Below are 12,620 nucleotides of genomic sequence, written 5' to 3' on the forward strand. Positions count from 1 at the left end.
AGAAGTATTAAATAAACACTATAATAAAAAAGACCGCATTAGCGGCCTTTTATACTGCGTCTGAGTTGACCTAGTGTCAAGCTCGTAATCAAGGTTGTTTATTTACGGTTCAATCTATTATTGATTAATACTTCTACCACCGATGGATCAGCCAAGGTTGAAATATCACCCAGTTGATCATGTTCGTTAGCCGCAATTTTACGCAGAATACGTCGCATAATTTTGCCTGAACGGGTTTTGGGTAAGCCAGTTGGCGCCCACTGGATTAAGTCTGGCGTAGCAATAGGTGATATTTCTGTTCGTACCCATGCCCTAAGCTCTTTAGTAAGCTCATCTGAGGGCTCTACACCAACACGAGGCGTAACATAGACATAGATGCCCTGACCCTTGATGTCATGGGTAAAACCAACCACAGCCGCTTCTGCTACCGAATCGTGCGCAACTAAACAACTTTCAATTTCTGCAGTACCTAAACGATGTCCTGAGATATTCAGTACGTCATCAACTCTGCCGGTTATCCAGTAGTAACCATCGGCATCGCGTTTTACACCATCACCGGTAAAGTAGCTACCAGGATAGGTGCCAAAGTAGGTTTGCTCAAAGCGAGCATGATCGCCGTATACGGTACGCATTTGACCTGGCCAACTACTCTTAATAATTAGGTTACCTTCACCAACGCCTTGCACTTCATTACCTTCGTTATCCACTATTGCTGGAATAATACCAAAGAAAGGCCGAGTCGCTGAGCCGGGTTTTAAGTCGGTACAACCTGGTAGAGGTGAAATAAGGATACCGCCAGTTTCAGTTTGCCACCAAGTATCAACAATAGGGCAGTTATCTTTACCAAAATTATGATGATACCAATTCCACGCTTCTGGATTAATGGGTTCACCTACACTGCCCAATGTGCGCAACGAGCTTAAGTCTGCGCCGTCTGTAGGCGCTGTGCCATGCGCCATTAACGCGCGAATAGCAGTAGGGGCGGTATAGAGAATATTGACATGATATTTATCGACAATTTGTGCCATACGTTTAACGCTAGGGTAATTAGGTACCCCTTCAAATAAAACGCTGGTTGCACCATTCGCTAAGGGACCATAAATAATATAAGTATGGCCGGTAACCCAGCCAACGTCAGCCGCACACCAATAAACATCTTTATCATGGTAATCAAAAACATACTGATGAGTCATAGCGGCATATACCATATAACCACCGGTAGTATGTAATACGCCTTTAGGCGTGCCGGTTGAGCCAGAGGTATATAAAATAAATAGCGGATCTTCAGCTTGCATAGGTTCGGCAGGGCAGTCTGTGCTTTGCTGGGCGATAAGTTCGTGATACCACAGATCTCGTCCCGCTTGCATGGCAAGATTTTGACCGACATGTTTCACCACAATAACATTTTGTACGGGTGATTTTTCTGCTAAATGGTCAATGGCGATATCAACGTTTTGCTTTAAACTGGTGACGCGACTGCCACGTAAAGCTTGGTCGGCTGTAATAATTAATTTGGAGTCACAATCAAACACTCTGCTACCTAAAGCGTCTGGTGAGAAGCCAGCAAAAACCACAGAATGAACTGCACCAATCCGAGCACAAGCGAGCAGTGCTACAGTAGCTTCGATAATCATCGGTAAATAAATAGTTACCCGATCACCTTTAGCCACCCCTAGTTGTTTCATCGCATTTGCTAACTGACAAACTTGCTGGTGCAATTCGCCATAAGTAATTGATTTTGAAACATCAGGCGAGTCGCCTTCCCAATAATAAGCAACTTGATCGGCGCGCTGGGGTAAATGACGATCTAAACAATTGTAACTGGCATTTAAAATACCATCTTTAAACCATTCAATATTAACTTTACCTGGTTCATAGCTGGTATTTTTAACCTCTGTATAGGGTTTAAACCAATCAATACGCTTGCCATGCTCAGCCCAGAATTGCTCAGGTGCAGTAATTGATTGCTGATACATTTGCTCATATTGTTCGTTTGTTAAGTGCGAGCGTTTGGCTGCAGCAGTAGGTACTGGATAAAGAGTTGGATGTGACATAACTTCCCCTGTGAATTTTTCTTTATTATTGCTTGGGATATTTCTAACGAAGCTACCGTGCAATTGAAATTAGACCTTAGTCTAGCCAACTAAGTTGCACAACGTCAATGCCATTGAATTTACTCATGTTTTAGTATTAATAAACTATTTAATGCGACTAAAGGCTAATTGCCAAGAATAGCATTCTCACTCAAAGTTTGCGCGAGAGTTTATGAATAGAATAATGATAATATACGGAGAATTAACAATGAAACATTTAACAAAGTTATCTTACCTTGCTGCATGTATCACGCTAGCAGCGGGTAATGCACAAGCTGCAGGTTTTGATATTGGCGGTACCACTGTCAATTTTGGTGGTTTTGTTAAACTTGATGCTATGGTTAGTCAGTCTGACGGTGAAATTGCTGGCGTGGGTCGTGATTTTTATGTGCCATCACTAACACCTATTGGAGGTGATAGTACTACTCGTTTTGACATGCATGCGCGTCAATCTCGGTTTTTCTTTTCTACCGCGACTGAACTTGAAGGCGGTGACAAAATAACCGGTCATTTAGAATTTGATATGATGACCAGTAATAATGGCAACGATGAGCGTACTACTAACGGTTACAGCCCGGTAATGCGTCATGCTTTTATTAAATATAAAAACTGGACCCTGGGTCAAACTTGGTCCAACTTTATGGATTTAGCTTCGCTGCCAGAAACCTTAGATTTTGTTGGTAACCCAGACGCATCAATCTTTATTCGTCAAGCCCAAGTTCGTTATACCCAAGGTGATTTCTCAGTTGCAGTAGAAAATCCAGAAAGCACTGTTACCCCTTTTGGCGGCGGTGGACGCATTACTACTGACGATAACGCTATGCCTGACTTAACCGCCAGCTATAACTTAAAAACGGACTGGGGTGTGGTTAAAATCGCGGGTTTACTACGTCAAATCAGCATAGATGGTAGCTATAATGGTACAGCCTATGATGATAGCGTAACGTCTTACGGTGTGTCGGTAAGTACTAAAGTAAACTTTAGTAATAATGATGATTTACGTGTCACCTTTAATATGGGTAAAGGTTTAGGTCGCTATATTGCTCTTAATACGGTTAATGGTGCTGTGTTAAATGGTTTAGGTAGTGATGCTAAATTAGAAACCATCGACTCTATGGGCTACTCGGTTGCTTATCGCCATTTATGGAATGAAACGCTGCGCTCTAGCTTCGTTTATTCAGCATTAAATATTGATAACGATACCGACTATACTGGCAACAGTGTAACTAAATCTACTCACAGCTATAGCGCTAACTTATTATATCAAGCAACTAAAAAGCTCATGGTAGGTATTGAATATAAGTTTGCCAATCGTGAAATTGAAGCGGGCGCTGATGGTGATATGAACCGTGTCCAGTTTAGTGCTAAATACGATTTCTAAGTTGCTAGTGGCTTAGTTAATTACGGTTCTAATTAACACTAAAATTCAGACATAAAAAAGCCAGTTGTTATGCAACTGGCTTTTTTGTTTCTACTATTTTAATAAGTTAAAACAAGGCTAATATGTATTAGCCTGTGTTTATTACTCGTCTTTAGTAGAGGCTTTGGTCATTGGTGCAGTCACCGCTTGGCGAGCAAAGGCTGAGCCAGCTTGGCGTTGTGAACTTGCAACAACAGGGCGTTCTACAGCTGGTTTAACCGCGGTGTTAGCCGTTGTTTCTGGCGCTGCAGCTTGCTCTGTGGCTGTAGCTTTAGTCATTGTAGCGACTACCATTTGGGCATAGCGACTTTTCGTTGCTGGCGCACTTTTAACTGAGTCCGCCACAGGTGCAACAGTATCAGTTTTCACGGCGACTTCTTTGGCTTTATCGCTAGCAACTGGTACTTCAGGTTTAGTGGCTTGAGTAGCGACAGGGCTCTCAGTGGTTACTGATGGCGCTTTTGCTTCAACTGCTCGCTCAACTGTACGTTCAACGACATTCTTATCCACTTTGTTATCAATACTGGTATCAACTTTCGTTTCAACAGCACTGGTTGCTTTAGTGGCAACTGCAGTGACTTCCGCAGCTTTAGCTACTGGTTCAGCGTTTGCTTTAACTTCAGGTGCAGTTACTGCAGCCTCAGTATTGGCCACAACTTCTTGCTTTGCAGGTGCTTTACGACGAGTACGTGGTTTTGCTGGTTTTTTAGCATCCACCGTTTCTTCTGCTGCATTATCGTTGTTGTTATCCGTTAACTCAGCAGCATTACCTGTTGTGACGGCTTTGGTTGTAACAGTTTTAACGTCAGTTTTTGCTGTCACTTCAGTCGTCACGTCTGCTGAAACAGTAGTGTCAGCAGTAACATCTGCAGCTGAGTCAGCGTTATTTGCACTAGCGTCGTTTTGCTCTTGTTCTTTTTTACGCTTTTGGCCAGCGGCACGTAAGTGCCGTGGTGAACGACGATTACGACTACGTGGTTCTGTTGAGTCAGCGTTAGCGGTAGCATCTGTTTTCACCGTTGCGGTGTCTGTGGCTTCAGCATCAGTTGTATTGCTATCTGCTTGCTCTGCAACAGGCTGGGCAACTTTGTCATTCACTACTGGCTTAGTCACTACTGGCTCAGTCACTACGGGTTGTTGCTTAGCTTCAACATTCACTTCTGTCGGTGCTAAGTTTTTCTCTACTACAGTTGCGTTAGTTTTCTCAACAACTTTTTCAGCAGCTACTTCAACATTAGGCACGTTAGCGACTGTGTCTGCTTGCGCTGCTACAGGTGTGATCACCGCTGTGGTTTCTGGTTGAGCAAGACGCACAGATTTGCGGGCATTACGACGTTGACGACGCTCTGCTACTTTTTGTGGTGCTGCAGGTGTAGCAACTGTTTCTACTGCAACTTCAGCTTGTTTTGCAACCGGCTTTTCAATCGCAGCTTTAGTTTCTGTTGTATTACGTGGCGCACGCGACTCTTGTTGTTGACGTGGTTGACGCTCAGCACGCTGATCAGTACGTTGATTAGTAGGTGCTTCTTTTTGTACTACCGGTGTAGCGCTATCGTCATTTTCATTACGACGACGCGACTTGTTATTGTTGTTACGGCGGCGATTGTTGTCACGAGAGTTGTCACGCGAGCCATCACGAGAACCGTCTTTAGCAGCATCACGGCCATTTTCACGGCCACCAGAGCGAGTTTTATCAGCTTGCTGGCGGTTTCTAACCGGTTTAATTGCAGTTTTAGTATCTTGCTCTGGCTCATCACCATTAAATAGCTTTTCAAACCAAGCTGATACTTTCTGCCATAAACCAGGTTGCGCTACTACAGCCGGTGTCGCAACTTTAGCTGCCGGCGGTGGGTTGCCATTAGCAATGTTAATCGCTGAAATAGCCGGTTTTTCTTTAATAGTATCTGAAGCAGGTTGATATAAATCAGAGGTTAACTCAGGTGCTTTAACCATGTTGTAGCTTACGTCTTCGATTTCTTCATCAATACGAATACGGATAACTTCATGATTAGGCGTTTCTAAATGCTGATTTGGGATAACAAATACCCGAATACCCTGACGTTCTTCAATCCGGCGTACTGCTCCGCGCTTTTCATTCATTAAATAAGTGGCAACAGCAACAGGTACTTGAGCGTGAATTTGACTGGTATTATCTTTAATCGATTCTTCTTCAATTAAGCGTAAAATGGATAAAGCAGATGATTCTGTACTACGAATAGTGCCACGACCATGGCAGCGAGGGCAGACGTGAGTCGCCGAATCACCCAAAGATGGGCGTAAACGTTGGCGTGACATTTCTAATAAACCAAAGCGCGAAATACGACCAATTTGTACCCGAGCACGGTCTTGTTTTACCGCATCTTTTAAACGGTTTTCAACTTCACGTTGATGGCGCACTGGCGTCATATCAATAAAGTCGATAACGATTAAGCCGCCTAAGTCGCGTAAACGCAATTGACGGGAAATTTCATCAGCCGCTTCTAAGTTAGTATTAAAAGCAGTTTCTTCTATATCACTACCTTTGGTTGCTTTTGATGAGTTAATATCAATAGCCGTTAAGGCTTCAGTACTGTCTATAACGACAGAGCCACCTGAAGGTAAGCGCACTTCACGGCGGAAGGCTGATTCAATTTGAGTTTCAATTTGGAAGTGCATAAATAATGGCACTTCGCCCTGATACAATTTAACGCGATGAGCAAAGTCAGGGCGGAATTGTTGAATATAAATTTTTGCTTCTTCAAAAACTTCAGGATTATCAATTAAAATCTCACCAACATCGCGGCGCAGATAATCACGTATAGCGCGGAACACCACATTACTTTCTTGGTGGATTAAGAATGGGCTAGGGCGTTTTTTAGCTTCTTCAGTAATAGCAGACCAATGTTTTAATAAGGCTTTTAAATCGTAGTCTAATTCTTCAAACGACTTACCAACACCTGCAGTACGGACAATTAAGCCCATGCCATCAGGCATTTCTAACTGGTTTAACGAATCTTTTAATTCTTGGCGCTCATCACCTTCAATGCGACGAGAAATACCACCAGCACGAGGATTGTTAGGCATTAAAACTAAATAAGAACCCGCCAAACTGATAAAAGTAGTTAAAGCCGCGCCTTTTTGGCCACGTTCTTCTTTATCAATTTGAATGATAACTTCTTGACCTTCTTTAACCACTTCTTTGATATTGGGTCTACCGTCGAAGGAGTAATTAGCAGGGAAGTAGTCGCGAGAAATTTCTTTTAGTGGTAAAAAACCATGGCGATCGGCACCATAATCAACAAAAGCGGCTTCTAAGCTAGGCTCTACGCGGGTAATTTTACCTTTGTAAATATTGGCTTTTTTTTGCTCGTGACCTGGGCTTTCAATATCTAAATCATATAGTTTCTGGCCATCGACCAGAGCCACGCGAATTTCTTCTTCCTGCGTAGCGTTTATTAACATTCTTTTCATCGTAGCTGACTCGTATCTATGCAGCCACAACGCAACCCAAAGGGCACCGCGTGTTCAGATGTTTTGCAAACACTAATTTTTGCAGTCTCACGACTGGAATGTCTGTGGAAATCAAATTGTCACTGTAAAAATGAGTTACAGTTATTACTGTTTTCTTTCTATATCTGATACACATCGCCTTACAGCGCTGCGTTATAGCAAATCTTTTATAAGCTCTGGTTAACTGGAACTCATGTTTTGCCGCTTTGATAATAGATTACGCAACATTATCTCAGGCAAATGGCGTTTGGTTTACGCAGGGGTTATAAAAAACGTTGGTTTTCGCAACGATTTCGGTATGATCACATCCCCTAACGGTGCCGCACAAGTTCTCTTATGTTACTTTGAGCGCCCTAATTGCCAGTTTTGGCTAAATTAGCGTTCAGATTATCCCACTAATTGGCCATCGATAGCAACTGAAATGTAATATTAGCAGAGTATTCAAATCCCATGACTGATGAAATCAAATTACCAGTGCAAATTGTTGAAATTGAAGACGATTTTATTGGCCAACGAATAGACAACTTTTTAATCGCTAGGCTAAAAGGTGTGCCTAAAAGTGTAATTTACCGTGTTTTGCGAAAAGGCGAGGTACGAGTTAACAAAAAGCGGGTCAAACCTGAGTATAAATTACAGCAAGCAGATTCTGTGCGTATTCCACCTTTCACAGTTGCGCCTGAGGGCGAACCTATTTCGGTTAAATTAACCTTAGTAAAAAATCTTGAGCAACATATATTATTTGAAGATAACGATTTAATCGTTTTAAACAAACCGACAGGTATGGCAGTACATGGTGGTAGCGGATTAAAGTTTGGTGTTATTGAGGCCTTCCGTGCATTACGCCCTTTAGCTAAACATTTAGAATTAGTGCACCGACTCGATCGCGATACGTCCGGTTGTTTGTTAATAGCAAAAAAACGTTCTGTATTAACGCACTTACATGCCCAGTTACGGGATAAAACTGTAGAGAAAAAATATTGGGCCTTAGTCGCAGGTGACTGGGACAATAAAGTGCGTAAAGTTTCTGATGCGTTAAGAAAAAACACTTTGCAATCTGGCGAGCGAGTAGTGCGCGTAGATGAAGTCAACGGTAAGCCTTCAGAAACCCGCTTTCGTATTTTACAGCGTTACCAAGAGGGCACTTTAGTTGAGGCATTCCCTGTAACGGGTCGAACTCATCAAATACGGGTCCATACCGCTTGTAAAGGCCATCCTATTGCCTGTGATGATAAATATGGCGATAACGAGTTTACCAGCCAAATGCAAAAAATAGGCTTGAATCGGTTATTTTTACACGCCAAAATTTTAAGCTTTGTTCACCCCAATACTCAAGAAACGTTACGAATTGAAGCGCCGCTAGATAGCGCATTAGAACAAGCATTAGAAAAATTAACGAGAAAATAAAATGAACAACGCTATTAAACCAAGCACTGACTTTAACAGCTCAGCAGTGTCTTTAGTGGTATTTGATTGGGACGGTACTGTAATGGACTCAGTTGGCCGTATTGTCTCATCAATGCAATCTGCAGCGCGTCTAGCAGAATTGACCGTGCCTTCAGACTTTGCCGTTAAACAAATTATTGGTTTAAGCTTAGATCCGGCCTTTGATATTTTGTTTGCAGGATTAACCGAGCCTAAGCGCGATCTGTTACTGCATCATTATCGGGAGCAATACTTAGTGCATGACACAACACCCACGCCTTTATTTGCCGGTGTTGAACAGGTATTGCAGCAACTTAAAGATAATAATATTAAACTCGCGGTGGCCACGGGTAAAGCCCGTAAAGGTTTACAAAGAATGTTTGATCAGACTGGGCTTGCTGCTTACTTTGATTACAGTCGCTGCGCCGATGAAGCGCAATCTAAGCCTCATCCCGATATGCTGGAGCAAATATTACGCCAATTAATCATTCCTGCTGAGCAAGCGATTATGGTAGGGGATACTAGTCATGATATGAAAATGGCGCAAACGATTGCTATGCCTCGCATTGGTATCACCCATGGTGTGCACGGTCGTGATGTCTTAAGTCAATTTGCACCTAAAGCCATAATAGACTCGATACCAGAGTTACTAACGGTATTGTGATGTTTGCAAAGATCCGCGTTATAGCAATGATGCATTTAACGCGGCTCAATTTTAAGCCTTAGCGGGGAAATTAATCGACAAGCAAGACGTTATAACCGGTATTTATCAACATTTGATTTAATTTTAACAGTGGTAATCCAATTAAACTGTTTGGATCGTCGCCACTTAACTTAGTAAATAATGCAATGCCTAAGCCTTCTGCTTTAAAGCTGCCTGCGCAATCTAAGGGTTGTTCTTTCTCAATATAGCGAACAATTTCGTCGTCAGTTAAGGTTCTAAACCAGACATCAAAATACTCGATATGCTGCTGAATGCTATTGTCTGATGCATCAATCAAGGCCAGACCGGTTAAAAATTGCACTTTATGGCCACTAAAACGCCTAAGTTGCGCAATTGCCTTGTCAAAGCTATGTGGTTTGCCGATAATAGCGCCCTGAAACAAGGCAACTTGATCAGAACCAATGACTAAACCATCGGTTAAGGTTGTTGCTACCGCTTGAGCTTTTGCTAACGCCAACCGACTGACCAATGTCGAGGCTAATTCATGCGGATGCACAGTCTCATCAATATTAGGATTTTGGCAACTGAAGTTTTTAGTCAGCTTGCTCAAAATAGCTTTACGATATTCTGAGGTTGAAGCTAACCATAGTTTGGGTATAGTGGTTTGGGTCATTGATAATTAGGTTCTAGCTGTTTTTTGATGCTTACTATAACGGTAATAGTCAGTTTCAGCGAGAAAAACTGTAAAAATCTGCCTGAACCCTTTGACAGTAAAGGGGGGCTTCTATATGATGCGCGCCTTATGCAAAAACTAAAAATGCCCGTTACGTTAGATCCGGTTAAAGCAGCGCAAAAACGCTCAGAGTATGAAGGCTTTTATGCTTCAGAAACATTAACTCGATTACATGAAAGCTTGTTAACATCACAAGATCAAGTAGCGGTTAGAATTGAATGCAGTACTGACCAACAAGGCCTAACTGTTTTACAGGGTAGCGCTTCTTGTGAAGTGAGTGTAAGCTGCGAGCGCTGTGGTCAAGCCATGGATGTTTCGTTAGACTGCAATTTTGCATACACCCCGGTAAAACTGGGTAACGAAGCAGCTTTGGATAATATCCCAGAGTGCTATGACGTGATCGAGAGAGACGAACACGGCGAAATAAATTTACGGCAGTTAGTGGAAGACGAGCTGATTTTGACTCTACCTCTGTTCCCAATGCATGATGAAGCAGCTTGCGCTGTTGATAATGCGGCGATGAGCTTTGGTGATATAGGGCCAGAAACAGAAAAACCCAATCCATTCGCTATATTGCAAAAATTAAAGAAAAAGTGAGTTTAGGAGAAATACCATGGCTGTTCAGAAAAGCAAAAAATCTCGCGCTCGTCGCGATATGCGTCGCTCACACGATGCGTTAACTGGCCCTACATTGTCAGTTGATTCTACATCGGGTGAAACGCACGTGCGTCACCACATTACTGCCGATGGTTATTACAAAGGTCGTAAAGTTAAGTAAGTTTGGATGCACCTAGTGCAACCGCTAAAGCTAACCCTTGCTTTAGATATGATGGGGGGCGATCATGGCCCCCGATCTACTATTCCTGCTGCCCTAGCAGCGATAGACGAATTTCCTGAATTACACCTCATTTTATGTGGCGATGAAGCTATTCTAACCGAGCAATTAAAAATGCACGGTATCTCTAGTCATGAACAATTTAGCCTTAAGCATTGTAGCCAAACCGTTTCTATGACGGATAAGCCTGCGTATGCGTTACGTAATAAACGTGACTCTTCCATGCGGGCGGCCATTGATTTAGTCGACTCCGGTGCCGTACAAGCCTGTGTTAGCGCGGGTAATACCGGTGCACTTATTGCCATCGCTCATTATGTATTAAAAATGCTCGGCGGCATTGAACGTCCTGCCTTAATAAGCACTATTCCGTCGATAGAAGGTGATCCAGTCTATATGCTGGATTTAGGTGCCACCGTTAATTGCGATGCTGATACTTTATTTCAATTTGCAGTAATGGGCTCAGTAATGGCTGAAGAGGTCATTGGTATTAAGCAGCCGCGTATCGCCTTATTAAATATGGGCGAAGAAGAAATTAAAGGTTCAGATCAAATTAAACGTGCTTCTATGCTGCTAGCCCAATGTAATGAAATTAACTATGTGGGCTATATTGAAGGTAATGATATTTTTTCTCGCAAAGCCGATGTTATTGTTTGTGATGGCTTTGTGGGTAATGTGGCGTTAAAAACCTGTGAAGGAGTGGCTAAGCTTATTTTACGTCGCTTTGAAACCAGTATAAAAGAACAACTATCGGCTCAATTATTAGGCTGGTTGTTGAAACCTTTCATAAAAAATCTATCTCAAGCCGTGAACCCCGACCACTACAATGGTGCAAGTCTGATAGGATTGCGCGGAATTGTTGTAAAAAGTCATGGAAATGCGACTAAAGATGCATTTCTCAGTGCCATCCGTCAGGCGGTACACGAGGTGGAACGCCAAGTACCAGCCAAAATTAAACACCGGTTGGAACACGTATTAATAGATAAAGCGTAGGTCCTTATGTATTCACGCATTATAGGTACCGGGAGTTATTTCCCGTCTAAAATTCGCAGTAATTCTGATCTAGAAACGATGGTAGAAACTACCGACGAATGGATTATGAACCGCACCGGTATTAAAGAACGTCGTATTATTGGTGATGATGAAACAGTCGCCACTATGGGCGCTCAAGCCGGCTTAAAAGCGTTAGAAGCAGCGAATATTGATAAAAATAGTATTGATATGCTGATTTGCGCCACGACGAGTGGTGCAAGGTCATTACCTAGTTCTGCCTGTGAAATACAGCGTGAATTAGGTTTGCCACCTATGCCTGCCTTTGATATTGCCGCGGCCTGTGCCGGGTTTTGTTATGCGCTGAGTGTGGCCGATCAATATATTAAAAGTGGTATGGCCAAGCGTATAATGGTGGTGGGTGCGGACTGTTTATCGCGCTTAATCAGCCCTGAAGATCGCAGCATGGTCATTTTATTTGGTGATGCTGCAGGTGCGGTCATTTTAGAAGCTTCTGAAGAGCCAGGTATTTTATCTACCCATATCTATGCTGATGGTAAATATTCTGAATTACTTTATGTGGATAACCCAACACGTGGCATGGAAACAACTGTGCATAGTTCATGGGGTGCCATGAAGGGTAACGAAGTATTTAAAGTTGCGGTAACTAAGTTGTCTGAAATTGTTGAGCAAACCTTGGCAGCCAATAATTTAGATAAATCAGAAATTGATTGGTTAGTACCGCATCAAGCTAATTTGCGCATTATTGCTGCTGTAGCCCGCAAGCTAAATATGTCTATGGATCAAGTAGTTATAAATCTTGATAAATACGGTAATACCTCAGCAGCGACAGTGCCAACCGCGTTAGACGAAGCGATTAGAGACGGACGTATTCAGCGTGGCCAAACATTATTACTAGAAGCTTTTGGTGGTGGTTTTGCCTGGGCGTCAGCATTAATACGTTACTAATATATTAA

The 12,620-nt window shown here is 42.6% G+C and carries 10 protein-coding genes; 7 read left to right on the forward strand and 3 right to left on the reverse strand.

Annotated elements, in window-relative coordinates; translation table 11 throughout:
* Positions 1-98: 98 nt before the first annotated feature.
* On the reverse strand, positions 99-2,054 hold the full coding sequence (gene acs / locus BI198_RS08265; protein ID WP_070049126.1) for an acetate--CoA ligase: 1,956 nt from the start codon (positions 2,052-2,054) through the stop codon (positions 99-101).
* Between the two features lie 247 nt (positions 2,055-2,301).
* On the opposite strand from acs, the gene BI198_RS08270 reads away from it, so the two are divergent.
* Positions 2,302-3,474, forward strand: coding sequence for a DcaP family trimeric outer membrane transporter (locus BI198_RS08270; RefSeq protein WP_070049127.1), 1,173 nt, complete (start codon positions 2,302-2,304; stop codon positions 3,472-3,474).
* A gap of 141 nt (positions 3,475-3,615) precedes the next feature.
* Here BI198_RS08270 and rne read toward each other — a convergent pair whose 3' ends face one another.
* Positions 3,616-6,963, reverse strand: a complete 3,348-nt coding sequence (gene rne, locus BI198_RS08275) for a ribonuclease E (RefSeq protein ID WP_235605285.1) — start codon at positions 6,961-6,963, stop codon at positions 3,616-3,618.
* Between the two features lie 489 nt (positions 6,964-7,452).
* Here rne and rluC point away from each other — a divergent pair, with 489 nt between their 5' ends.
* Together rluC and BI198_RS08285 are read left to right on the forward strand one after the other, a co-directional pair.
* A complete protein-coding gene (gene rluC / locus BI198_RS08280; protein WP_070049129.1) occupies positions 7,453-8,406 on the forward strand; it encodes a 23S rRNA pseudouridine(955/2504/2580) synthase RluC in 954 nt (317 codons plus the stop codon).
* Between the two features lies 1 nt (position 8,407).
* Positions 8,408-9,088: an HAD family hydrolase gene (locus tag BI198_RS08285; RefSeq protein WP_070049130.1), complete on the forward strand. Its 681-nt coding sequence runs from the start codon at positions 8,408-8,410 to the stop codon at positions 9,086-9,088.
* A gap of 70 nt (positions 9,089-9,158) precedes the next feature.
* On the opposite strand, the gene BI198_RS08290 is transcribed toward BI198_RS08285, so the two are convergent.
* A complete protein-coding gene (locus BI198_RS08290; RefSeq protein ID WP_070049131.1) occupies positions 9,159-9,761 on the reverse strand; it encodes a Maf family protein in 603 nt (200 codons plus the stop codon).
* Between the two features lie 129 nt (positions 9,762-9,890).
* Between BI198_RS08290 and yceD the strand changes: the two genes are divergently transcribed.
* Genes yceD through BI198_RS08310 form a run of 4 tightly spaced genes read left to right on the forward strand, consistent with a single transcriptional unit; the run spans position 9,891 to position 12,612 of the window.
* On the forward strand, positions 9,891-10,418 hold the full coding sequence (gene yceD / locus BI198_RS08295) for a 23S rRNA accumulation protein YceD (protein ID WP_070050771.1): 528 nt from the start codon (positions 9,891-9,893) through the stop codon (positions 10,416-10,418).
* Between the two features lie 16 nt (positions 10,419-10,434).
* Complete coding sequence (gene rpmF, locus BI198_RS08300) at positions 10,435-10,599, forward strand: 50S ribosomal protein L32 (RefSeq protein WP_070049132.1); 165 nt, start codon at positions 10,435-10,437, stop codon at positions 10,597-10,599.
* A 6-nt stretch (positions 10,600-10,605) separates the two neighbouring features.
* Positions 10,606-11,646 carry a phosphate acyltransferase PlsX gene (gene plsX, locus BI198_RS08305; protein ID WP_201243450.1) on the forward strand — a complete coding sequence of 347 codons (1,041 nt, stop codon included), beginning with the start codon at positions 10,606-10,608 and terminating at the stop codon, positions 11,644-11,646.
* Between the two features lie 6 nt (positions 11,647-11,652).
* On the forward strand, positions 11,653-12,612 hold the full coding sequence (locus BI198_RS08310; RefSeq protein WP_070049133.1) for a beta-ketoacyl-ACP synthase III: 960 nt from the start codon (positions 11,653-11,655) through the stop codon (positions 12,610-12,612).
* Positions 12,613-12,620 lie beyond the last annotated feature (8 nt).

The sequence above is a fragment of the Rheinheimera salexigens genome (assembly GCF_001752395.1).
GTDB classification, from domain to species: Bacteria; Pseudomonadota; Gammaproteobacteria; order Enterobacterales; family Alteromonadaceae; genus Alishewanella; species Alishewanella salexigens.

Excerpts from the sequence above, each read along its gene's own strand:
- BI198_RS08310 (WP_070049133.1), top strand. The coding sequence starts at position 11,653 with ATGTATTCACGCATTATAGGTACCGGGAGTTATTTCCCGTCTAAAATT.
- rpmF (WP_070049132.1), top strand. The coding sequence starts at position 10,435 with ATGGCTGTTCAGAAAAGCAAAAAATCTCGCGCTCGTCGCGATATGCGT.
- BI198_RS08270 (WP_070049127.1), top strand. The coding sequence starts at position 2,302 with ATGAAACATTTAACAAAGTTATCTTACCTTGCTGCATGTATCACGCTA.
- rluC (WP_070049129.1), top strand. The coding sequence starts at position 7,453 with ATGACTGATGAAATCAAATTACCAGTGCAAATTGTTGAAATTGAAGAC.
- acs (WP_070049126.1), bottom strand. The coding sequence starts at position 2,054 with ATGTCACATCCAACTCTTTATCCAGTACCTACTGCTGCAGCCAAACGC.
- rne (WP_235605285.1), bottom strand. The coding sequence starts at position 6,963 with ATGAAAAGAATGTTAATAAACGCTACGCAGGAAGAAGAAATTCGCGTG.
- BI198_RS08290 (WP_070049131.1), bottom strand. The coding sequence starts at position 9,761 with ATGACCCAAACCACTATACCCAAACTATGGTTAGCTTCAACCTCAGAA.
- plsX (WP_201243450.1), top strand. The coding sequence starts at position 10,606 with ATGCACCTAGTGCAACCGCTAAAGCTAACCCTTGCTTTAGATATGATG.
- BI198_RS08285 (WP_070049130.1), top strand. The coding sequence starts at position 8,408 with ATGAACAACGCTATTAAACCAAGCACTGACTTTAACAGCTCAGCAGTG.
- yceD (WP_070050771.1), top strand. The coding sequence starts at position 9,891 with ATGCAAAAACTAAAAATGCCCGTTACGTTAGATCCGGTTAAAGCAGCG.